This window comes from Mycobacterium ulcerans subsp. shinshuense (assembly GCF_002355775.1).
Taxonomy (GTDB): Bacteria; Actinomycetota; Actinomycetes; order Mycobacteriales; family Mycobacteriaceae; genus Mycobacterium; species Mycobacterium marinum.
The window spans coordinates 3,431,250-3,452,744 of the sequence record NZ_AP017624.1 but is presented as its reverse complement, the minus strand read 5'-3'; the positions used below and the strand labels follow the sequence as shown (position 1 = coordinate 3,452,744).

Here is a 21,495-nt window from a genome sequence, read left to right as displayed (position 1 = left end):
TCGCGCGTGTGGTGGCTCAGTTTTGCGCGCTGGGCGGCGGGGATGGTCGGAGTCCAACGCCGGCAGGCCATCGATGCTGTGCTGGTTGCGATCGATGACACCAGAGAAGGTTTCCTCGGTCGCTTTGCGGAAGTGGGCGTCCAGCACCGGTCGTTCATCGACGAGGTCGTAATAGGGAACCGCGAATCCGCACGCATCCGCGATGCGGTCGACGTCGATCACGACGGCGGAGCGCGTGCCCGGATGAAGAGTCTTGAAATGTTCTCTCAGGGTTTGGAATTCGCCGTCATCGGGGCGCACCACTCGTCCGGTCCCATAGAGCCGCAGGATCCGCGAGTTGCGGGTGAACGAGCAGAACATGATCGTGATCCGGCCGTTGTCGCGCAGGTGCGCAATGGTTTCGGCGCCGCTGCCGAATAGGTCGATGTAGACGACCGTGTGGTCGTCCAGCACCGCGAAAGTGTCGCGATAACCCTTGGGGGAGAGGTTGACTCGGCCTCCGTCGGACGGCGCGGTGGCAACGAAGAACATGGCCTGGTTGCCGATGAACTCGCGGATCGACTCGTCGATGTGCGAGAACTCTTTGGCCACCGAAATCTCCTTTTGCTCATTCGAAGCCGCACGTTCGAGCCTAACGCCGGCCAGCGAGGTCGGCGACGTGAGTTTTGTCTCGGGGGAGCTCTCGGCGTCCGAAGCGGTAGTCGTCGAGATCGAAATGCCTGCCACGCCAGTGGGCTTCCACGGTGGTGGTGGGACGCAGCGGCACGTCGCCGTTCTTGTCGAAGTAGTAGCTGTTGGCCCGGCGGCAACTGTCCTGCCAGAACACTTGGCGGTACCGGCGCCGCATCATCTCGGCGAAGTAGCGGGCGTTGGCTTCCTCGGTCACCTCGACCCGGGTCGCGCCGTCGCGTCGGGCCCGCTTCGGGCAGCGCAGGATGTGGTGGGTCTGCGTCTCGATGAGCGCGAAATACGACGAACCCACGTAGCCATACGGGCCGAACACGGCGAAGAAATTGGGGTATCCGGGAACGCTGACGCCTTGGTAGGCCTGCGCGCGATGCTCTTCCCAGAACTGGCTCAGTGATCGACCTGCGCGTCCGATGACCGGATAGGTCAGCACATCGTCGGTGTCGAGCACCTTGAAGCCGGTGGCCAGGATCAGCACGTCTATCTCGTGGTCGGTGCCGTCATCGGTGGCCACCGATGTCGGGGTGATCTTCTCGATCGGCTCGGTGACCAGCTGCACGTTGTCGCGGTTGAAGGTGGACAGGTAGCCGTTGTGGAATCCGGGTCGCTTGCAGCCGACCGCATAGCGTGGGGTGAGTTGGTCGCGCACCACCGGATCGTCGACCCGCTGTCGCAAATAGCGCCGTCCCAGCACCGCGCTCCAGCGCGCCAACGGAAACACCGTGAAGTAGTGCGCCGAGATTGGGAAGGTCGCCTCCACATAGGCCTGGCTGAGTAGCCGCTGCAGCGCTTTTCCGCCCGGGATGCGCATTGCCCAGCGCAGCGCTGCCGGCAACGGAAAGTCGAATTTCGGAAAACACCAGATCGGAGTTCGCTGAAACACCGTGAGGTGTTTCACGATTGGTGCGATTTCCGGGATGACCTGGACCGCCGACGCGCCGGTGCCGATGATCCCGACGCGTTTGCCGGTCAGCTCCTGGCTGTGATCCCAGCGCGCGGTGTGCATGGTGACGCCGGCGAAGGAGTCGACGCCGGCAATGTCAGGAAGCTTTGGCACGGTCAAAACGCCGCTGGCATTGATGATGAATCGGGTGGTCAGTTCGCCGCCGGGATCCGTCTGCAGACGCCACAGACTGCGCTCGTCATCGAACTCGGCACCAAGGACCTTGGTGTTGAACCTGATTCGGGGCCTGATGCCGTACTTGTCGGCGCAGTGCTCGGCGTAGGCCCTGAGCTCGCGGCCGGGTGCGTAGCTGCGCGACCAGTCCGGGCTCTGCTCGAACGAGAACTGGTAGGAGAACGACGGAATATCCACGGCTATGCCGGGATAGGTATTCCAGAACCAGGTTCCGCCGACGCCGTCGCCGGCTTCGATCACGAGGTAGTCGCCGAATCCCGCCTTGTCGAGGCTGATCGCGGCACCGATGCCGGAGAATCCGGCGCCGACGATCACGATCTGGTAGTCCGGTTCGATGCTCACTAGCGTTCCCCTCCGATGCCGAGAACTCCGTGCTCGGGCCGCAGGATCAGCGCCGCCTCGAGGGCCATGGCACCACTGTATGGCTGACGGCGGTGGCCGGTAAGGGCCGGACTCCCGGGTCTTTCGAGTCCCTGCTAGTTCTTGTTAGTAATGCAGCACTTTGCGCAGTGCCGCCAAGCCGCGGCTGGTTGCTTCGGCGGCTGAGGGCACCACCACGGCGAAGCTGACGTAGCCATGCACCAGGTTGGGCTCGTTGCACCACTCGGCCGCTATCCCCGCGGCAGTGAGCAACTCGGCATAACGGGCCCCGTCGTCACGCAGCGGGTCGTGTTCGGCGGTGCCGATGAAGGCCGGAGGTAGCCCGGTCAGGTCGCCGTTGCCCGGCGCGAGCGTGGCAGGCAGCGCCGTGTGGTCGCTGACGTCAAGGTCGGGCACATACCACGACAGGAACGCGTCGATGACCTCGAGATCCAGGATGGGCGCGGTGGCGTTTTCGCTGAAGGACGGCAGGGCCAGGTCGCCGACGCACGACGGGTACCACAGCAACTGGAAGACCAGGTTCGGAGCGCCATTACCGGCATGGTCACGGGCCAGCTGCGCCATGATCGCCGAGATGTTGCCGCCAGCGGAGTCGCCGGCTACGGCGATCCGGTTCGGGTCCCCGCCCAACTCGTGAGCGTGCTCACCGACCCACCGCAACGCCGCCCAGCTGTCTTCGATCCCGGCCGGGTAGGGATGCTCCGGAGCGAGCCGGTAGTCGACGGAGACCACGATGGCCTCCGCGCCCACCGCATGCGCCCGCGCGACGTGGTCGTGGGTATCCAAGCTGCCCAGCGCCCAGCCGCCGCCGTGGTAGTACACGACGACCGGAAGGACCCAGTCGGGCTCCACGGTGGGCCAATAGATTCGGACGGGGATGTCGGTAAGCTCGCCATAGCCGATCTTGCGGTCCTCGGTCCGCAAATCGGGGAGCAGTTCCGGTGGTGCTTTGAGCGCGGCGAGCCGTTCGCGGGCCAATTCGACGCCGTCTGCGGCGCAAAAGGTCATCGGAACCGCGTCGAGCAGCATCTTCAGGATGGGATCGATGCCGGGGCGGGTGCCGATCTGCTCCGTCATGGTCCTACACGGTACGCACTTGTGGCCTATCCGTGCAGCGCAACGCGCAATGCCGCCAGCCCGCGCTCCATGGCGGTGGTGGCCGCGGGCACCACGCCGGCATAGCCGATGTAGCCGTGTACCAGGGATCCGGCGTTGTGAACTTCAACCGAGACGCCGGCAGCGGCCAGCAATTCGCCGTACCGGATGCCGTCGTCACGTAGCGGGTCGTGGCCGGCCACCGCGATGTAGGCGGCCGGTAGATTCGCCAGGTTCTCGGCGCGGCCCGGAGCCATGCCCGCTGGTGGGTTAGACAGGTCGGTATCGCCTGCATACCAGCGGGAAAAGTCGGCGATGGCCTTGACGTCGAGAACCTCGCCGGTGGCGTTTTCGGTGAACGACGGCAATGTCTGATCCCACATCGTGGACGGATACCACAGCAGTTGAAAGGCGATCGGCGGTATGGGGCCATCGGCATTGTCCCGGGCCTGTTGTGCGATCACCGCAGCGATGGTTCCACCTGCTGAATCACCGGCCACGGCTACCCGGTTGAGGTCAGCGCCGATAGTGGATCCGTGGTCGGCGACCCATCGCGTTGCGGCCCAAGCATCTTGGATGGCCGCGGGGTAGGGGTGCTCTGGGGCCAAGCGGTAATCGACTGAAACGACCAGCGTGTCGGCCCCGACGGCATGCTGACGACAGGTTCCGTCGTGAGTGTCCAGGTCGCCCATGACAAAGCCGCCGCCGTGAAAGAACAGCACCACCGGTAGTGGATCGGTGGCATCGGGACTGATTGGTGGCCAATAGATCCGAATGGGGATGGATCCACCCGGTCCGTCGATGGCCCGGTCCTCGACGCGAAGCTCGGGGTGCACGGGCCGGCGTGGCAAGTCCCGCAGCCGCTGACGTACCGCATCGATTCCGTCCTCGGTGGATAGCCGAAACGGAACCGCATCCAGTACCTTCTGCATGATGGGGTCGATAGCGGGTTTCTCGTCTGCGGTTTTGTCCAAACTGGGCATGGACGTACCGTACGCACCTCGGTTGGTGACCGGCGGCTGGGTGCTCGCCGGATGGGCCGGCCTCGGCTACGGCGTGTACCTGACCATCATCGCGATGCGCCGCCCGCAGGGTATGGAACTGACCGGGCATTGGATCCTGCAGCCGCCGTTCAAGGCATCGATGGCGGTGCTGCTCGCGCTAGCGGCGGCCGCCCACCCGATCGCGCGCGAGCGACGGTGGCTGATAGCGGCGTTGCTGTTTTCCGCCGCCGGTGACTGGTTGTTGGCAATCCCGTGGTGGACCCAGTCATTTGTGCTGGGGCTTGGTTCGTTCTTGTTGGCCCACTTGTGCTTTCTCGGAGCCATGCTGCCGATGGCCTGGGGGGCGGTTCCATCGCGTCCACGGATCGCTGCGGCGGCGTTGATGTGCGTGGTCTCAGTGGGGCTGTTGATTTGGTTTTGGCCGCACCTCGGTCAGGAAAATCTGACGATTCCGGTGACGGTCTACATCCTGGTGCTGACCGCCATGGTGTGCACGGCTTTCGTCACCAGGCTTCCGACGATATGGACAGCGGTGGGGGCGTTGAGTTTCGCGGTATCGGACTCGATGATCGCGATCAGCCGGTTCATCCTCGGTAACGAGGCCCTGGCGGTGCCGATCTGGTGGGCATATGCCGCCGCGGAGATCTTGATTACCGCCGGGTTCTTCTTCGGCCGGGATATTTCGGATAACGGGCCGGCCGCTGTCGACGGCTGAGGCGCCGCGTCCGTTGTTGCGAAAAAGCAAGAAAAAGATTGTCTAGCAAATCATCTCGAGGCTGCGAGCGCGTACCGATCGAGGTAGAGCCGATCGCGAGGGTACTACCGATGCTTTCGGTGCCCCACCTCGATCGTGAATTCGACTACTTGGTGTCCGCCGAGCAGTCCGACGATGCCCAGCCCGGGGTGCGGGTCCGGGTGCGGTTCCACGGCCGATTGGTCGACGGGTTTGTGCTCGAGCGCCGCAACGACACCGACCACCAGGGCAAGCTGGGCTGGCTGGATCGGGTGGTATCGGCCGAACAGGTGCTCACGCCGGAGATCCGCCGATTGGTCGACGCCGTGGCCGCTCGCTATGCAGGCACCCGGCCGGACGTCTTGCGGCTGGCGGTGCCGGCCCGGCATGCGCGGGTGGAGCGCGAAGTCGCAACGCGGCCGGACCTGCCGGAGGTGGCTCCGGTCGATGGGGCCGGCTGGGCGGGGTACGGCAGGGGCGGCCAATTCTTGGACGCCCTCGGCGAGGCGCGGGCGGCGCGTGCCGTCTGGCAGGCGCTACCCGGCGAGCCGTGGGCCGATCGATTCGCCGAGGCCGCCGCGCAGACGGTGCGCACCGGCCGGGCGGTGCTGGCGATCGTTCCCGACCAGCGGGACCTCGACGAGCTGTGGCGAGCGGCGACAACCCGCATCGATGAGCGCAGCGTGGCGGCATTGTCGGCCGGATTGGGTCCGGCCGCCCGCTACCGACGCTGGCTGGCCGCGCTGCGGGGTGGTGCACGACTGGTGATCGGTACCCGCAGCGCCGTGTTCGCGCCGCTGAGCGACCTGGGGTTGGTCATGGTCTGGGCGGACGGCGACGACACCCTGGCCGAGCCGCGGGCGCCCTACCCGCACGCCCGGGAGGTGGCGATGCTGCGGGCACATCAAGCCCGGTGCGCGGCGTTGATCGGCGGCTACGCCCGAACCGCCGAGGCCCACGCCCTGGTGCGAAGCGGGTGGGCGCATGACATCGTCGCGGCCCGGCAGGTGGTTCGGGCGCGCACCCCGCGCGTCATTGCCCTCGATGACAGCGGCTACGCCGACGAACGCGACCCGGCCGCACGGACCGCGCGTCTGCCATCGATCGCCCTGCACGCCGCCCGCTCGTCGTTGCAGGCGGGGGCGCCCGTACTGGTCCAGGTGCCACGGCGCGGGTACGTGCCCTCCCTGGCTTGTGGGCGCTGCCGGGCAATCGCGCGGTGCCGACATTGCACGGGGCCGCTGTCCCTGCCGGAACGCGGCGCGCCCGGCGCGGTCTGTCGATGGTGCGGGCATGGGGAACCGCTGCTGCGCTGCACGCGCTGTGGGTCGGACACCGTGCGGGCCGTCGTCGTTGGAGCCCGGCGCACCGCCGAAGAGCTGGGACGCGCCTTCCCCGGTACGTCGGTGATCACCTCGGCGGGCGATGCGATCGTGCCCGACGTCGATGCTCGCCCGGCGCTGGTCGTGGCCACCCCGGGCGCTGAGCCCCGGGCAGCCGGGGGATACGGGACCGCCCTGTTGCTGGATACCTGGGCGTTGTTGGGCCGTCAAGATCTGCGCGCGGCCGAGGAAGCGCTCTGCCGTTGGATGGCTGCAGCGGCCCTGGTGCGCTCGCGTGCCGACGGAGGCGTGGTGGCGGTGGTCGCCGAATCGTCTATCCCGACGGTGCAATCGCTGATCCGCTGGGACCCGGTGGGGCACGCCGAAGCCGAGCTGGAGGCCCGTAGCGAAGTCGGGCTGCCGCCGAGCGTGCACATCGCCGCCATCGATGGCACCGCGGAGGCGGTCCTGGCCTTGCTGGATCAGGCCCGGTTGCCCGAAGACGCAGACATGCTCGGCCCGGTCGACCTGCCGCCGGGGGTACGCCGCCCGGCAGGCACCCCCGACGGCGTGCCCGTGACCAGGATGCTGGTGCGGGTACGCCGGGAACAGGGTCTGGAACTAGCCGGGTGTCTGCGCCGCGGAGTCGGTGTGCTCAGCGCACGCCAGACTCATGAACCGGTCCGGGTACAGATCGACCCGCTGCACATCGGCTAACCCGCATTGATCCATCGTCAGCGCTTGCGCGCGGTGAAAATCAGGTACTCCCACTCCATCACGCCGTCGGTGAGGTATTCGCGGCTGAGTTCGATGAGTTCGGCGTCGAGCTGGGCAACTCGTTGGGGGTCGTCGCTGATATTGCGGTAGGCGTTGATCGTCGGTCCGTAGTAATCCTTGAAGTAATCGACGCATTCTTCGGGTTGCCCGAACCGCTTTACCCGCAACGAGCCCCGCTGCGTCCGGACATCGCACACGTGGTCGCTGAACAGGTCGCCGATGTACTCTTCGCGCCCCCACCACACCTCATGCGGGGCGCCCATCGGCAGCGTCGGCCGGTACGGCCGGAGGGTGGAGAGCAACTGGCCGTAGAACCCCTCCGGCGTCCAACTCAGCACACTGATCTTGCCGCCCCTGCGACACACCCGGGCCAGCTCGTCGGCCGTGCGCTGATGACGCGGAGCGAACATCGCCCCGATCGTCGAAAGCACCGCGTCGAACTCGTTGAACCCGAAGGGCAGGGTCTCGGCATTGGCTTCCCGCCAGCTGAGGTGTACTCCCGCTGCCGCGGCGCGTCGCTGAGCGCTGCGCAGCAGTTCCGGCGTGAGGTCACAGGCGACGACATGAGCACCCGCAACCGCCGCGGCGATCGACGCATTCCCCGAACCCGCGGCAACGTCGAGGACGCGATCTCCGGGGCGAATGCCGCTGGTGGAGAACAGGATTGGCCCCAGCGGGGCCAGTACTTCATTGGCCAGTACCGCATAGTCGCCCAACGCCCACATGGCCCGATGCGTGGTTGCCGGGGCCCGCCGATCGCTGATTGGTGTGTCAAGAGCCATTGCCCCTCCTGACCGAATTCGGGAAATTTGCTGCGACACCATCGTCGGCGCAAGGCAGGCGCAGGGAAACCACTTCCGAACGTTGCCGGCGGCAATTGTATACGTGATCAATAATCGCTGTCTACGAATGTAGGGCGCTGCTAGACTCTTCCCTTGCTGCAGCCTGTTTTGTGCGACAACGAACTTGAAAAGCCCAGCGAAATCCGGGGAAGGGGGCCATTAATGTCCACGGAGAACGCGACGGCAGCTGAAGAGTCACTGGACATGATTACCGATGCGCTGCTAACGGCGTCTCGGCTGTTGGTAGGCATCTCGGCGCATTCGATCGCGCAGGTCGATGAGAACATCACCATCCCGCAATTTAGGACCCTGGTCATTCTGTCCAATCGGGGACCGGTCAATCTGGCCACGCTGGCGAACCTGCTTGGGGTGCAGCCGTCGGCGACCGGCCGGATGGTCGACCGTCTCGTCAGCGCCGGGATGATCGACCGACAGCCGCACCCGACCTCGCGTCGTGAACTACTCGCGGTGTTGACCAAGCGTGGTCGTGATCTCGTCCGCCGGGTCACCGCGCACCGGCGCGACGAAATCGCTCGTATCGTCGAGCAGATGCCGCCGGCCGAACGGCAGGGGTTGGTTCGCGCGCTGACCGCGTTCACCGCGGCCGGCGGTGAGCCGGACGCAAATGTCGAGATGGATCTATAGGCCCAGCCTTTTGGTGCCCATTTGGGCTTTGGGTCTTTGGGGTCCTCTCGAAGACGTCGGGATTCAGCCGTTCCAGGCCGCCCGCCGAATTGGCGGGCGGCCCGGCCCGGTTGCGGAGCGGCTTACTTCTTGGTGCCGGTCAGAACCAGGTACTCCCATTCCATGACGCCGTCGGTCAGGTATTGGTCGGCGAGTTCAACCAGCTGGGCGTCGAGTTCGGCCGCCAGCACCGCGTTGTCGCCGATGTTCGCGTAGGCCTCGATCGTCGGGCCGTAGTGATTCTTGAAGTAGTCGTGCACGGCCTGCGCCGTTTGGAAGCGTGTGACCTCCAACTGTCCGCGCTGCGTTTGGATGTCGGAGACGTGGTTCCCAAACAGGCCGCGGGCGTAGGCTTCCCGTCCCCATAGCGCAGACGGGGGCAGGGCCGCCGACAGGCTCGGGCGGTAGGGCCGGATGGTGGCCAGCATGCGGCCGAAGAAACCTTCTGGCGTCCAGCTGATCACGCCGATGGTTCCGCCGGTCTTGCAGACGCGGGCCAGTTCGTTGGCTGAGCACTGGTGATCCGGGGCGAACATCACGCCGATCGCCGAGATCACGGTGTCGAACTCGCTGTCGCCGAACGGCAGTGCCTGTGCGTTGGCCTCCTGGTAGTCAAGGGTCAATTCCTGGGCTGCGGCGCGCGCCTTGGACCGTTGCAGCAGTTCGGATGTTAGGTCCGTCGATACCACCGTGGCGCCCGACTTGGCCGCCGGAAGCGAGATGTTGCCGGAGCCGGCCGCAACGTCGAGCACGCGCACGCCGGGCCCAATGCCGGCGGCAGCGACCAGGATCGGGCCGAGCGGAGCCATCACCTCTTCGGCCATCAATGCGTAGTCGCCCAGTGCCCACATCGCCCGGTGTGTAGCCGCGAGCGATACGTCCTCGCGGATGGGTGTGTCGATAGTCATTCAGAGCTCCTCAAAAGGAAAGGGAAAGGGCTGCGTTACTTCGACATCGTCGTCGCAGGCGCGGCGGGAAAACTCGACTGCATGCTCGCAGAACGTTTCCGCCGGACACAGTATGGAATAGCAGGTTTATAAACGGCTGAGAATCTGGCCATTGAAGATTGTGGTCCATGCCACTTCACAGGCACTTCCTAGACTGTCCCGGTGCGTCTCGTTTTTGCCGGTACCCCCGAAACTGCGCTGCCAGCGCTCCATCAGCTCATCAATTCGCCGCGACACGACGTGATCGCGGTGTTGACCAGGCCCGATGCCGCTTCGGGTCGGCGCGGTAAGCCAGAACCGTCGCCCGTGGCGCGTGCGGCGCTGGAACGGGGCATCCCGGTGCTGCGGCCGTCACGGCCGAACTCGGCGGAGTTTGTCGCTGAACTATCCGAATTGGCGCCACAGTGCTGTGCGGTGGTCGCCTACGGCGCGCTCCTGGGTGACGCGCTGCTCGGGGTGCCGCCACAGGGCTGGGTCAACCTGCATTTTTCGCTGCTGCCGGCATGGCGTGGTGCGGCGCCGGTGCAAGCCGCCATTGCCGCGGGTGACGCGGTCACTGGGGCCACGACCTTCCAGATCGAGCCCAGTCTGGACTCCGGACCGGTGTACGGGGTGGTCACCGAGACCATCCGGCCCACCGATACCGCTGGCGATCTGCTTGGGCGACTTGCGGTTTCGGGTGCCGAGCTGCTCTCGGCCACCCTGGACGGGATCGCCGAGGGGGCTTTGACAGCGCGCCCGCAACCTGCGGACGGCGTCACGCTGGCGCCGAAAATCTCCGTCGAGCAGGCCAGGGTGCGGTGGGAGTTGCCGGTGCCCATCATCGAGCGTCGGATCCGGGCCGTTACTCCCAATCCGGGCGCCTGGACGCTCATCGGTGACCTGCGGGTCAAGTTGGGGCCGGTGTATCTCGATGCCGCGGTCGAACCTCCCGGCCCCTTGCCCCCAGGTGCGATTCAGGTGGATCGCAAGCACGTGTGGGTCGGCACTGGCTCGGAACCTTTGCGATTGGGCCAGGTCCAGCCGCCGGGCAAGAAGCTGATGAACGCCGCCGACTGGGCACGCGGTGCCCGCCTGGACCCCAGCGTGCGTGCATCATGAGCCCCGGCCAGGACAAACGACAGCGAAATCGGCCGGACCGAAAGCCGCGACGCTCCGAGGGCACGGGCGTGCCGAACCAGCGCAGGGGCCCGCGCCGGCGGCCGCTGGATCCGGCGCGCGGCGCCGCGTTCAACGCCTTGCGGGCGGTGAGTGAGCGCAACGCCTACGCCAACCTGGTGCTGCCCGCGCTGCTGAGGGAGCGCGGCATCACCGGCCGCGACGCCGCCTTCGCCACCGAGTTGACCTATGGCGCCTGCCGGGCCAGGGGACTGCTCGACGCCATCATCGGAGCGGCGGCCGGACGTTCGCCCGAGGCGATCGACCCCTTCCTGCTGGACTTGTTGCGGCTAGGTGCCTATCAGCTGTTGCGCACCCGGGTGGACGCCCACGCCGCGGTGTCCACCACGGTCGAACAAGCCGGCATCGAATTCGATTCGGCGCGGGCGGGTTTCGTCAACGCAGTGCTGCGCACGATCGCTGATCGCGATGAGCAATCGTGGGTCCAGGAGCTGGCGCCAGACCCGCGCCGCGACCCCGTCGGGCACGCGGCCTTCGTCCATGCTCACCCACGCTGGATCGCGCAGGCCTTCGCTGACGCGCTGGGCCCGTCGGCGGCGGAACTCGATGCGGTGCTGGCCAGCGATGACGAGCGTCCACAAGTGCACCTGGCGGCTCGTCCGGGGGTGCTGACGGCCGCCGCATTGGCCGATGAGGTGCGCGGCACCGTGGGCAGGTACTCGCCGTACGCCGTGTACCTGCTCGGTGGTGACCCGGGGCTGCTGGCGCCCGTGCGCGACGGTCAGGCGCTGGTGCAGGACGAGGGCAGTCAATTGGTGGCGCGGGCGTTGACGCTGGCCCCGGTCGAGGGCGACTCGGGTCGGTGGCTGGACCTGTGCGCGGGGCCGGGCGGCAAGACGGCGCTGCTGGCCGCGCTGGGCGTGGCAACGGGGGCCCGGGTGACCGCCGTGGAGCCGTCGTCGCATCGCGCCGACCTGGTGGCGGACAACACCGGCGGGCTGCCGGTGGATCTCGTCCGTGGTGACGGGCGCTACACCGACCTGGAGCCGGTTTTCGACCGGGTGCTCGTCGATGCGCCCTGCACCGGCCTGGGCGCCTTGCGCCGGCGGCCGGAAGCCCGCTGGCGCCGGCAACCGTCGGACGTGCCCACCCTGGTCAAGCTGCAGCGTGAGCTGCTGGCCGCGGCGATCAACCTGACTCGTCCGGGCGGGGTGGTGTTCTATGCCACCTGTTCGCCGCACCTGGCCGAAACCGTCGGGGTCGTCGCCGACGCGCTACGCCGGCACCCGGTGGATGCGCTGGATACCCGAGCACTCTTCGAGCCCATCACCGAGGGCCTGGGGGAGGGGCCGTACGTGCAGCTGTGGCCGCACCGGCACGGCACCGACGCCATGTTCGCCGCGGCGCTGCGCAGGCGGGCATGAGGCAGCGGGAGCGAATCGCCGACGTGCGTCGCGCGTCGCGCCGCGCGGCTCAGTAGTGTGTCGCTCATGCCTAACAGCATCGGGGGTCCCATGATCGCGCCGTCGATCCTGTCAGCTGACTTTGCCCGGCTAGCCGACGAAGCCGCTGCGGTGCGCGGTGCCGATTGGTTGCACGTCGACGTGATGGATGGTCACTTCGTGCCCAATCTGACGCTCGGGCTTCCCGTGGTGGAGAGTCTGCTGGCGGCCAGCGGCATTCCAATGGATTGCCATCTCATGATCGACAACCCGGATCGGTGGGCTCCGCCCTACGCCGAGGCCGGGGCTTACAACGTCACGTTTCACGCCGAGGCCACCGACAACCCGATCGCGGTGGCCCGCGACATTCGCGCGGCCGGTGCGAAAGCCGGGTTCAGTGTGAAACCGGGAACCCCGCTGGATCCCTACCTCGAGATCCTGCCGCACTTCGACACCCTGCTGGTGATGTCGGTGGAGCCCGGCTTCGGCGGACAGAGTTTCATTCCCGAGGTGCTCAGCAAGGTGCGGACGGTACGCAAGCTGGTCGATTCGGGTGAGTTGACGATCCTGATCGAGATCGACGGCGGCATCAACGCAGACACCATCGAGCAAGCGGCGGAGGCCGGCGTGGACTGCTTCGTCGCCGGGTCGGCGGTGTATGGAGCCCAGGATCCCGCTGCCGCGGTGGAGGCACTTCGGCGACAGGCCGGGGCCGTTTCCAGCCATCACGGCCGGTGAGCGCCAGATGACAGTCGAACAGGTCAAGAGCCTCGAAGAGGCGATGCGTCTGGCGATCGAGCAGTCGATGCTGGTCAAAGGCACGACGTACCCGAACCCGCCGGTCGGCGCTGTCATTGTCGACCAGGAAGGCCGGGTCGTCGGCATCGGCGGCACCCAGCCCTCCGGTGGTGATCATGCCGAGGTGGTGGCGCTGCGCAAGGCGGGTGGTTTGGCGGCCGGCGCCATAGCGGTGGTCACCATGGAGCCCTGTAACCACTTCGGCAAGACTCCGCCATGTGTGAACGCGTTGATCGAAGCCAGGGTCGGAACGGTGATATACGGCGTCGCCGACCCCGATGGGATCGCAGGTGGGGGCGCGGGGCGGCTGTCGGCCGCCGGCCTGCAGGTGCGATCCGGCGTGCTGGCCGATCATGTGGCGGCCGGACCGTTGCGGGAGTGGCTGCACAAGCAGCGCACCGGGTTGCCGCATGTGACCTGGAAGTACGCCACGAGTATCGATGGCCGTAGCGCTGCCGCCGACGGTTCCAGCCAGTGGATTTCCAGCGAGGCGGCCCGTGCGGATCTGCATCGGCGCCGCGCCATTTCCGATGCGATCGTGGTCGGTACCGGCACCGTGCTGGTTGACGATCCAACCCTGACCGCCCGGCTGTCGGATGGTTCCTTGGCGGCCGAGCAGCCGCTGCGCGTGGTGGTGGGCAAGCGTGACATTCCGCCCGAAGCCGAGGTGCTCAACGACGATGCGCGAACGATGATGATCAAGACCCACGAGCCGGTGGAGGTCCTGCGAGCCCTCTCCGACCGCACCGACGTGTTGCTAGAAGGGGGTCCGACCCTGGCCGGGGCCTTCTTACGGGCCGGAGCCATCAACCGCATCCTGGCCTACGTGGCGCCGATCCTGCTCGGCGGCCCGGTCACCGCCGTTGACGACGTGGGCGTGTCCAGCATCGCGCACGCATTGCGCTGGCAGTTCGACGGCGTCGAGCGGTGCGGCCCCGACCTGTTGCTCAGCCTGGTGTCGCGCTAGCGACTCACGGCCGGGGCGCTACGGCCGGTTCCTCCGAGATCTCCGGTTCTTCCGCGTGCTCCTTGCGTCCGCTGACCAGCAGACCCAGCACCGCACCAAAGACGCACACAAACGCGGTGATCGTGAAGATTTCGCCGTACATCAAGGCGAATGCCTGTTGGTATTGGGCTCCGATCGCGGCCGCGCGCTCGAGCAAGGTCGCGTCGGGCGGTACGGCCGCCGACAATCCCGCCAGGATCTGGTTGAACCGGTACAGACCCCAGGCGCTCAGCGCGGCCACACCGATCAACATGCCGGTCATCCGCGCGACCACCACCGCCGCCGAGGCGATGCCATGTTGGGCGGCCGGTACAACTCGCAGCGTGGCCGACGACAGCGGCCCAATCACCAGGCCAAGCCCTAGGCCGGCCACCAGCAGGTCGGCGTGCATGGCGGGCACGGTGAACAAGCCGAAGATGCTGTGCCGATAATCCGGCAGATCGACGGGCCAATGCGAAATCAGCAAATAGCCGCCGGCGGCGATCAGTAGCCCGACAAACGTCACCGCCCGGTCGCCGACTCTGGTGGCAATCCACCCGCCGGTCACCGCGCCGATCGGAAGGGCGATCAGGAACCACAGCAGCATCCCCGCCGCCTGGGTCTGGTCCATGCTCAGCACGCCCTGGCCGAACAACTCCACGTTCACCAGAGTCACCATCAGCGCGGCACCCGCGGCCACCGATGAACCCAGGGCGGCCAAGAACGGCCGGAAGTGCACCCCATTCGGGTCGATCAGCCGGGTTCGAGCGAACCGCTCCCAGGCGAAGAACGCCACCGCGGCCACGATCGCGCCGGTCAGCACCGGTAGTCCGTAGCTCGGCAACACCTCTTTGCCGTCCGGGTTGGGGTTGTACAGCCCGATGACGGCGAGCCCCAACGCGATTGCCAGCAGCGCACCGCCAACCAGGTCGATCTTCTCCGGCTCTGCGTTCTTGTCGTGCGCCGGCAGGCTGAATTGGATCATCAGCATGGCGATCGCGGTCAGGGGGACGTTGATCCAGAAGACGTCTCGCCAGTCATGGAACAACCAGACGATGAAAATCCCGTAGAGCGGCCCCAGCACGCTGCCGAGTTCCTGGGCGGCTCCGATACCGCCGAGGACGCCGGCGCGGTTTCGTTGTGCCCACAGATCCGCACCCAGCGCCAAGGTGATCGGCAGCAGCGCACCGCTGGCCACACCTTGAAGTGCCCGGCCGGCGAGCAGCATATGGAAATCGCCGAAATGCCCCGCCAGCGCGGTGACCACCGAGCCGGCGGCGAAGCCGAGCAAGCTGACCTGCAGCATCAGCTTGCGGCCGAACCGGTCGGAAGCCCGTCCCAGCAGCGGCATCGCGGCGATGTAGCCGAGCAGATACCAGGTGACGATCCAGGTGATCCGCTGCAATTGGTTAACCGGGATGCCGACGCTGCCCATGATGTCGCGCATGATGGTGACCACGACGTAGGTGTCGAGGGCGCCCAACAATACCGCCAGGCTGCCGGCGCTGATGGCGACGCGGCGCCCTGTCTGCGTGCTCATCAGCTCACCGGGGGCTTGCTGACGCTGACCTGCTCGCCCCACTTGGACAAGGTCATCTCGACGGAATTGCCCGACCCGCGGTCCAGTTTGGCTTGCACCAGCTGATGGTCACCGTTCTCCTGAATCCACACGGTGCCCGGCACGGGTTCTGTTGCATCGAACGGGGGCGCGATCTGGTTCACCGCCTCGGCAGTGACCTTTCCGGTGATCCGGATCGTGGTCTGTCCGTCGATGGTGTCGCGACCGTCGGCCTTGGCGTCCTGGAGATTGGCCAGCACATTGGCCAGGCCAACTTGCGGGTTCAGGATCTGCGACGGGTCGTAGATGTCGGCAGCCGGGCCGAAATCACTCCACTTGTTCGGGGTGAGGGTGGCATACAGGGTTCCGTCCACCACCACGAAATCGGCGTCGATCGCAGATCCGCCGAGCGTGAGCTCGACGTTTCCCTTCGCGGCGGTCGGGTTGGTGGTCAGATCGCCGGAGAGCGTCTTCATCGACAGGCCGGGGATCTTGCCGTTCACGGTGAGGACCAGGTGCGCGCTCTTGAGGTTCCTGGTGAGCTCGGTTGCTTGCTTCACCAACGGTGTCGCATCGGGTAGTGGTCCGCCGCTGTCCTTCGTGCCCGACGAGCAGCCGGCAACCAGGGCGGTGGCGGTGCCGAGGGCGGCGAGGACAGCGAATAGACGGCGGCGGGTCTGCATATCCTGCATCGTAGAGGGTGCCGCCGACCGGGTCGGGCAACGCGGGGTGTGCAGCGTGCTACACAACGGCGTTTGTCGCGGCCCGCCGAGGGCCAATTAGCCTGGTGCAATGTTCACCGGAATAGTCGAGGAACTCGGCGAAATCACCGACCGGAGCACCCTCACCGATGCGGCACGCTTGACCATTCGTGGCCCGATCGTTACCGCCGACGCCGGTCATGGTGATTCGATCGCAGTCAACGGTGTCTGCCTGACGGTGGTGGAGGTGCTCGCCGACGGCCAGTTCACCGCCGATGTGATGGCCGAGACGCTGAACCGGTCCAACCTGGGGGAACTACAGGTCGGTAGCCAGGTCAATTTGGAGCGTGCCGCGGCCGTCAACAGCCGCCTCGGTGGGCACATCGTCCAGGGCCATGTCGACGGGACCGGCGAGATCATCGCCCGGAGCCCGTCGGAGCACTGGGAAGTGGTGCGCATTCAGGTCCCAGCGACGGTGGCCCGCTATGTCGTGGAGAAGGGATCGATCACCGTCGACGGCATTTCCCTGACCGTCTCCGATCTAGGTGCGCAGCCTCGGGACTGGTTCGAGGTTTCGCTGATTCCGACCACCCGAGAGCTCACCACGCTGGGACAAGCGCCGGTGGGTACGCAGGTAAACCTGGAGGTGGACGTGATCGCCAAATATGTCGAACGACTGATGCAATCCGGACCGACAGCCGACCCGGCGCACTAGCGCGGTAGGAAACCGGTCAGAATCAGCGGGCAGGGACCTCAAAGCCGCAAGACAGTAACTGTGGCGGTGCGGTAGTCCATACTGATTGCAGCACGTGAAACATCTCGTGTGAGTAGGTCTGACAGCAAGGTAGCAAAGATGACGAGGTTGGACTCCGTCGAGCGAGCGGCTGCCGACATTGGTGCGGGCAAGGCTGTCATCGTCATCGATGACGAGGACCGCGAGAACGAGGGCGACCTGATCTTCGCCGCTGAGAAGGCAACACCGGAGCTGGTGGCGTTCATGGTGCGCTACACCTCTGGGTACCTGTGCGTCCCGCTGGATGGAGCGGTGTGTGACCGGCTGGGACTGCTGCCGATGTACGCGGTCAACCAGGACAAGCACGGTACCGCCTACACCGTTACGGTGGATGCGAAAAATGGCGTGGGAACTGGTATTTCAGCTTCCGACCGAGCGACCACGATGCGGCTGCTTGCGGATCCGGCGAGTGTGGCCGAAGACTTCACCCGTCCCGGTCACGTCGTTCCGTTGCGCGCCAAGGACGGCGGGGTGTTACGCCGCCCGGGCCATACCGAGGCCGCGGTGGACCTGGCCAGGATGGCTGGCCTGCAGCCCGCGGGCGCGATCTGTGAGATCGTCAGCCAAAAAGATGAAGGGTCGATGGCCCAGACCGACGAGCTGCGGGTCTTCGCCGACGAACACGGGCTGGCACTGATTACCATCGCCGACCTGATCGAATGGCGGCGTAAGCACGAGAAACACATCGAGCGCGTTGCCGAGGCCCGGATTCCGACCCGGCACGGGGAGTTTCGCGCCATCGGATACACCAGCATCTATGAAGACGTCGAGCACGTTGCACTGGTGCGCGGCGAGATCGCCGGGCCGAACAGCGACGGCGACGACGTATTGGTGCGGGTGCACTCGGAGTGTCTGACCGGCGACGTTTTCGGGTCACGTCGTTGTGACTGCGGGTCCCAGCTCGACGCGGCCATGGCCATGGTCGCCAGGGAGGGGCGTGGGGTGGTGCTGTACATGCGCGGACACGAGGGCCGCGGCATCGGGTTGTTGCACAAGCTGCAGGCCTATCAACTCCAGGACGCCGGGGATGACACCGTCGACGCCAACCTCAAGCTCGGTCTGCCCGCTGATGCACGCGACTATGGGATCGGGGCCCAGATTCTGGTTGATCTGGGGGTCCGTTCGATGCGGCTGCTGACCAACAACCCGGCAAAGCGGGTAGGGCTGGACGGTTACGGTTTGCACATCATCGAGCGGGTCCCGTTGCCGGTGCGGGCCAATGCGGAGAACATCCGCTATCTGATGACCAAGCGCGACCGGATGGGACATGACTTGACCGGATTAGACGACTTTCACGAATCGGTGCACCTGCCAGGGGAATTCGGTGGTGCTTTGTGAGCGGTGGCGCCGGCATTCCGGACGTGCCGGCGTTCGACGCTTCCGGCGTTCGGCTGGCTATCGTCGCCAGCACCTGGCACACCAAGATTTGTGATGCCCTGCTCGCCGGTGCGCGCAACACGGCTGCCGATTCCGGAATCGACAACCCGACGGTGGTGCGCGTCCTGGGGGCGATCGAAATTCCGGTGGTGGCACAGGAACTGACTCGAAATCACGACGCTGTGGTCGCGTTGGGTGTGGTAATACGTGGTGAGACACCGCATTTCGACTACGTTTGCGATGCGGTGACCCAGGGTCTGACCCGGGTCTCGCTGGACTCCTCCACGCCGGTGGCCAATGGGGTTTTGACCACCAACTCCGAGGAACAGGCGCTCAACCGGGCTGGCCTGCCAACCTCAGATGAGGACAAGGGCGCGCAGGCGACCGCGGCGGCGTTGACCACCGCGTTGACCCTGCGCGAGCTGCGTGCTGAGTCATGACCGACGAAGCACAACGCGCCGAGTGGGACGTCGTCTTGCGTCCCTACTGGACACCGGTTGTCGCGTACACCGCGGCGATCCTGATCGTGGCGGCGCATGTAGCCGGTGGATTGTTCCTCAAGGTGGGCTCGAGCGGGATGATATTTCAGACCGGTGATCAAGTGGCGATGGGCGCCCTCGGGCTCATTCTCGCCGGTGCTGTGCTGCTGTTCACCCGACCGCGGCTAAGGATCGGTGCTGCGGGCATCTCGGTGCGTAATCTGTTGGGCTATAAGCTGATTCCTTGGAAAGACGTGGTCGGTGTGTCGTTTCCTGGGGGGAGTCGCTGGGCGCGAATCGACTTGCCCGATGACGAGTACATCCCGGTGATGGCGATTCAGGCCGTGGACAAGGAGCGTGCGGTGGCGTCAATGGACGCGGTGCGCTCCCTGCTGACCCAATATCGCCCGGACCTGCCCACCCGCTGAGCCGCGCTACGATCTGCCGATGACGCGTCTTGGGCGTATCTGCGCGGCGGTGGTGTTGCTCGTCGTGGTGGTGGCGATGGCCGCGTGCACCAATTCCGTTGCCGGTCGCGCGATTCGGGCCTCCGGTCAGCCGCGTGCCCACATCTCGGCTCGTGACTTGTTGTTGCAGGATGGGGACAACACGCCGCTGGGGCCGGCGTCTTCGACTCGGGTGGGCGAAACCTATTTCACCAGCGCCCGGCCACCCGAATGCACGGCCGCGGTGTTGTTCAAAGGTTCGCCGCTACGGCCACCGGGCTCGGCGGACTTCGCCGAGTCCGCATACCGAGTGCAGGCTACGGCGATGTATGCCGAGTCGGTCGATGTCTACAACAGCCCGTTGAATCCTCACGACGTGGTGCAGAACGGATTCCGCGCGGTGTCGCAATGCCATGGCGATGCATTTGCCGGGTATCCGGCGGGGGAGTTCGGGCTGATCACGCTCAAGTCCTTCGGCACTCCGGCTGAGGGTGTGCTGGTGTGGAGCATGGGCCGTTCGGATTGGAACTGCGACTACGGACTGGCGGTGGTGCCGCGGGCCGCTCTGGTCATATCCGCGTGGGACCAAAATTCCGGATTTCCGATGGCGGAGTGGGCGGTCACCCGACGGGCGCAGCTCGACGACCGGGTCTGACACGAGTCGGGGGAAGTGTCGCCATCGGTTGCTAGGGTCGAACGTATGTTCGAGTGCTGGTATGCCTCCCGTCCGACGGCGGAGTCGAATGCGCTGTTGGAGAGGGCGCGAGAGGCATCTCGCCGGGAGGCTGCGGCCGCGGCCGAACGGCTGGACGTGGTCGGTGCATTGTTCGTGCTGCGGTGCCGGGAGTCCGGCGACCGTGCCGAATGGGCGACGGATACTTGGGAGGCGGTCGCCGCGCAGGTGGCTGCCGCATTACGAACCAGCGTGGCGATGGGCTCGAGCTATTTGCGTTATGCGATGGCGATGCGCAACCGATTGCCGAAGGTGGGGCAGGCCTTCCGCGCCGGAGATATCGATTACCGGGCATTCCAGACGATCGTGTTTCGCACCGACCTCATCACCGACGCCGAGGTGCTGGCGAAGGTGGACGCACAGCTCGCCGCGTTTTTGGCGCGATGTCCTGCGGTAACTCGAGGTCGGCTGTCCGTTGCGGTCGATCAAGTGGTGGCCGATGTCGATCGCGATGCCGTGCGCCGCGTTGCCGAGGCGGCCGACGGTCGATTCGTCGATGTGGATGTGATCGCCGACGGTTCGGGCTTGGCCGCGCTGGCCGGAAGCGTGCTCGCGACCGCGGGGCGAGCCTTTGACCGGCGCCTCGACGAGCTTGCGAACACGGTGTGCGCCGCCGACCCGCGCACCCGTGAGCAGCGTCGTGCCGACGCGGTGGGGGCGCTGGTGGCGGGCAGTGATCGGTTGGCGTGCGGCTGCACGTCCGCCGATTGCACTGCCGCAGCGCGGTCAGCTCCGAGCAAGGTGGTGATTCACGTCGTTGCCGATCAATCGACTGTCGACGGAACCGGTCACACGCCCGCTGTGTTGCTCGGCGCCGAAGGGCTGATCCCGGCCTCGTTGATCGCCGAGCTGGCCAAGGTCGCCACACTGCGGCCGCTGATGCGACCGTCAGGGCGCCCCGAGTCCGGATACGCGCCATCAGCGGGGCTCGCCGAATTCGTGCGGTGCCGTGATCTGACGTGTCGAGCACCCGGCTGCGACCAGCCGGCAGTTTGCTGTGATCTGGACCATACCGTTGCATACGGTGACGGCGGGCACACGCACGCGTCGAACCTGAAGTGCTTGTGCCGCAAACACCATCTGCTGAAAACGTTCTGGGGCTGGCGCGACCTGCAGCTACCCGACGGCACGGTGATCTGGCTGCTGCCCGACGGGCACACCTACGTGACCACCCCGGGTAGCGCGCTGCTGTTTCCGAACCTATGCGTGCCGACCGGGGAGCTACCGCCAATCGTGGGCACGGCCGGCAGCCCCCGTGCTGGCCGAGCGGCGAGGATGCCGACCCGTGCCCGAACCCGCGCACAAAACCGGGCGAATCGCATCGACACCGAGCGCCGATGCAATCGCAGGGCACTGGAAGCCGTCGGCGGCGTCCACGCCGACCGGTACGACACCCCGGAGCCGACAATCGGTCCCGACGAGCCGCCGCCCTTCTAGCGGCTACTAGCCTGGGT

The 21,495-nt window shown here is 66.3% G+C and carries 20 protein-coding genes and 1 pseudogene; 13 read left to right on the top strand and 8 right to left on the bottom strand.

The features are described from left to right. Positions 1-30: 30 nt before the first annotated feature. The 4 genes and pseudogenes from SHTP_RS15415 to SHTP_RS15400 all read right to left on the bottom strand — a co-directional run. Positions 31-591 (bottom strand): annotated as a pseudogene (locus tag SHTP_RS15415) (pyridoxamine 5'-phosphate oxidase family protein); the annotation flags it as partial. Positions 592-631: 40 nt separating this feature from the next. Continuing rightward, the gene (locus tag SHTP_RS15410; RefSeq protein WP_096372499.1) at positions 632-2,161 is read right to left on the bottom strand and encodes a flavin-containing monooxygenase; all 1,530 of its coding nucleotides are present in this window, start codon (positions 2,159-2,161) and stop codon (positions 632-634) included. A 150-nt stretch (positions 2,162-2,311) separates the two neighbouring features. After that, on the bottom strand, positions 2,312-3,283 hold the full coding sequence (locus SHTP_RS15405; RefSeq protein ID WP_096371060.1) for an alpha/beta hydrolase: 972 nt from the start codon (positions 3,281-3,283) through the stop codon (positions 2,312-2,314). 26 nt (positions 3,284-3,309) lie between these two features. After that, positions 3,310-4,284, bottom strand: a complete 975-nt coding sequence (locus tag SHTP_RS15400) for an alpha/beta hydrolase (RefSeq protein WP_012393973.1) — start codon at positions 4,282-4,284, stop codon at positions 3,310-3,312. On the opposite strand from SHTP_RS15400, the gene SHTP_RS15395 reads away from it, so the two are divergent. Both SHTP_RS15395 and SHTP_RS15390 read left to right on the top strand, forming a co-directional pair. Next, positions 4,283-5,020 carry a lysoplasmalogenase gene (locus SHTP_RS15395; protein WP_020724949.1) on the top strand — a complete coding sequence of 246 codons (738 nt, stop codon included), beginning with the start codon at positions 4,283-4,285 and terminating at the stop codon, positions 5,018-5,020. The two genes, SHTP_RS15400 and SHTP_RS15395, sit on opposite strands and share 2 nt — an antisense overlap. A 110-nt stretch (positions 5,021-5,130) precedes the next feature. Beyond that, positions 5,131-7,077, top strand: coding sequence for a primosomal protein N' (locus tag SHTP_RS15390; RefSeq protein ID WP_096371059.1), 1,947 nt, complete (start codon positions 5,131-5,133; stop codon positions 7,075-7,077). Between the two features lie 17 nt (positions 7,078-7,094). Here the strand turns inward: SHTP_RS15390 and SHTP_RS15385 are convergent, their stop codons facing one another. Continuing rightward, positions 7,095-7,919 (bottom strand): class I SAM-dependent methyltransferase, encoded by an 825-nt coding sequence (locus SHTP_RS15385; RefSeq protein ID WP_096371058.1) that lies wholly within the window; start codon positions 7,917-7,919, stop codon positions 7,095-7,097. Between the two features lie 222 nt (positions 7,920-8,141). Here SHTP_RS15385 and SHTP_RS15380 point away from each other — a divergent pair, with 222 nt between their 5' ends. Beyond that, positions 8,142-8,624: a MarR family winged helix-turn-helix transcriptional regulator gene (locus tag SHTP_RS15380; RefSeq protein WP_012393977.1), complete on the top strand. Its 483-nt coding sequence runs from the start codon at positions 8,142-8,144 to the stop codon at positions 8,622-8,624. A 122-nt stretch (positions 8,625-8,746) separates the two neighbouring features. On the opposite strand, the gene SHTP_RS15375 is transcribed toward SHTP_RS15380, so the two are convergent. Beyond that, positions 8,747-9,571 (bottom strand): class I SAM-dependent methyltransferase, encoded by an 825-nt coding sequence (locus SHTP_RS15375; RefSeq protein WP_011739897.1) that lies wholly within the window; start codon positions 9,569-9,571, stop codon positions 8,747-8,749. 201 nt (positions 9,572-9,772) lie between these two features. On the opposite strand from SHTP_RS15375, the gene fmt reads away from it, so the two are divergent. The 4 genes from fmt to ribD are packed head-to-tail and all read left to right on the top strand — an operon-like array spanning position 9,773 to position 13,936. Continuing rightward, a complete protein-coding gene (gene fmt, locus SHTP_RS15370) occupies positions 9,773-10,711 on the top strand; it encodes a methionyl-tRNA formyltransferase (protein WP_096371057.1) in 939 nt (312 codons plus the stop codon). Beyond that, complete coding sequence (locus SHTP_RS15365; protein ID WP_420866667.1) at positions 10,708-12,153, top strand: RsmB/NOP family class I SAM-dependent RNA methyltransferase; 1,446 nt, start codon at positions 10,708-10,710, stop codon at positions 12,151-12,153. Before fmt ends, SHTP_RS15365 begins: the two co-directional genes overlap by 4 nt. Before the next feature lie 57 nt (positions 12,154-12,210). Continuing rightward, positions 12,211-12,909 carry a ribulose-phosphate 3-epimerase gene (rpe, locus tag SHTP_RS15360; protein WP_096371055.1) on the top strand — a complete coding sequence of 233 codons (699 nt, stop codon included), beginning with the start codon at positions 12,211-12,213 and terminating at the stop codon, positions 12,907-12,909. Between the two features lie 7 nt (positions 12,910-12,916). Next, positions 12,917-13,936 carry a bifunctional diaminohydroxyphosphoribosylaminopyrimidine deaminase/5-amino-6-(5-phosphoribosylamino)uracil reductase RibD gene (gene ribD / locus SHTP_RS15355; RefSeq protein ID WP_096371054.1) on the top strand — a complete coding sequence of 340 codons (1,020 nt, stop codon included), beginning with the start codon at positions 12,917-12,919 and terminating at the stop codon, positions 13,934-13,936. Positions 13,937-13,940: 4 nt separating this feature from the next. Here the strand turns inward: ribD and SHTP_RS15350 are convergent, their stop codons facing one another. Continuing rightward, the gene (locus tag SHTP_RS15350; protein ID WP_012393983.1) at positions 13,941-15,494 is read right to left on the bottom strand and encodes an MFS transporter; all 1,554 of its coding nucleotides are present in this window, start codon (positions 15,492-15,494) and stop codon (positions 13,941-13,943) included. Then, positions 15,494-16,195, bottom strand: coding sequence for an LppX_LprAFG lipoprotein (locus tag SHTP_RS15345; protein ID WP_096371053.1), 702 nt, complete (start codon positions 16,193-16,195; stop codon positions 15,494-15,496). Before SHTP_RS15345 ends, SHTP_RS15350 begins: the two co-directional genes overlap by 1 nt. 109 nt (positions 16,196-16,304) lie before the next feature. Here SHTP_RS15345 and SHTP_RS15340 point away from each other — a divergent pair, with 109 nt between their 5' ends. The 6 genes from SHTP_RS15340 to SHTP_RS15315 all read left to right on the top strand — a co-directional run bounded on the left by SHTP_RS15340 (position 16,305) and on the right by SHTP_RS15315 (position 21,478). Next, positions 16,305-16,928, top strand: coding sequence for a riboflavin synthase (locus tag SHTP_RS15340; protein WP_011739904.1), 624 nt, complete (start codon positions 16,305-16,307; stop codon positions 16,926-16,928). Between the two features lie 138 nt (positions 16,929-17,066). Further along, positions 17,067-18,344 (top strand): bifunctional 3,4-dihydroxy-2-butanone-4-phosphate synthase/GTP cyclohydrolase II, encoded by a 1,278-nt coding sequence (locus tag SHTP_RS15335; RefSeq protein ID WP_096371052.1) that lies wholly within the window; start codon positions 17,067-17,069, stop codon positions 18,342-18,344. Then, positions 18,341-18,823: a 6,7-dimethyl-8-ribityllumazine synthase gene (gene ribH / locus SHTP_RS15330; protein WP_015355803.1), complete on the top strand. Its 483-nt coding sequence runs from the start codon at positions 18,341-18,343 to the stop codon at positions 18,821-18,823. Before SHTP_RS15335 ends, ribH begins: the two co-directional genes overlap by 4 nt. Beyond that, on the top strand, positions 18,820-19,290 hold the full coding sequence (locus SHTP_RS15325; protein ID WP_012393987.1) for a PH domain-containing protein: 471 nt from the start codon (positions 18,820-18,822) through the stop codon (positions 19,288-19,290). The genes ribH and SHTP_RS15325 overlap by 4 nt, the downstream gene beginning before the upstream one ends. Positions 19,291-19,309: 19 nt before the next feature. Then, positions 19,310-19,963, top strand: coding sequence for a hypothetical protein (locus SHTP_RS15320; protein WP_096371051.1), 654 nt, complete (start codon positions 19,310-19,312; stop codon positions 19,961-19,963). Positions 19,964-20,008: 45 nt separating this feature from the next. Next, positions 20,009-21,478, top strand: a complete 1,470-nt coding sequence (locus SHTP_RS15315) for an HNH endonuclease signature motif containing protein (protein WP_096371050.1) — start codon at positions 20,009-20,011, stop codon at positions 21,476-21,478. Positions 21,479-21,495: the final 17 nt, after the last annotated feature.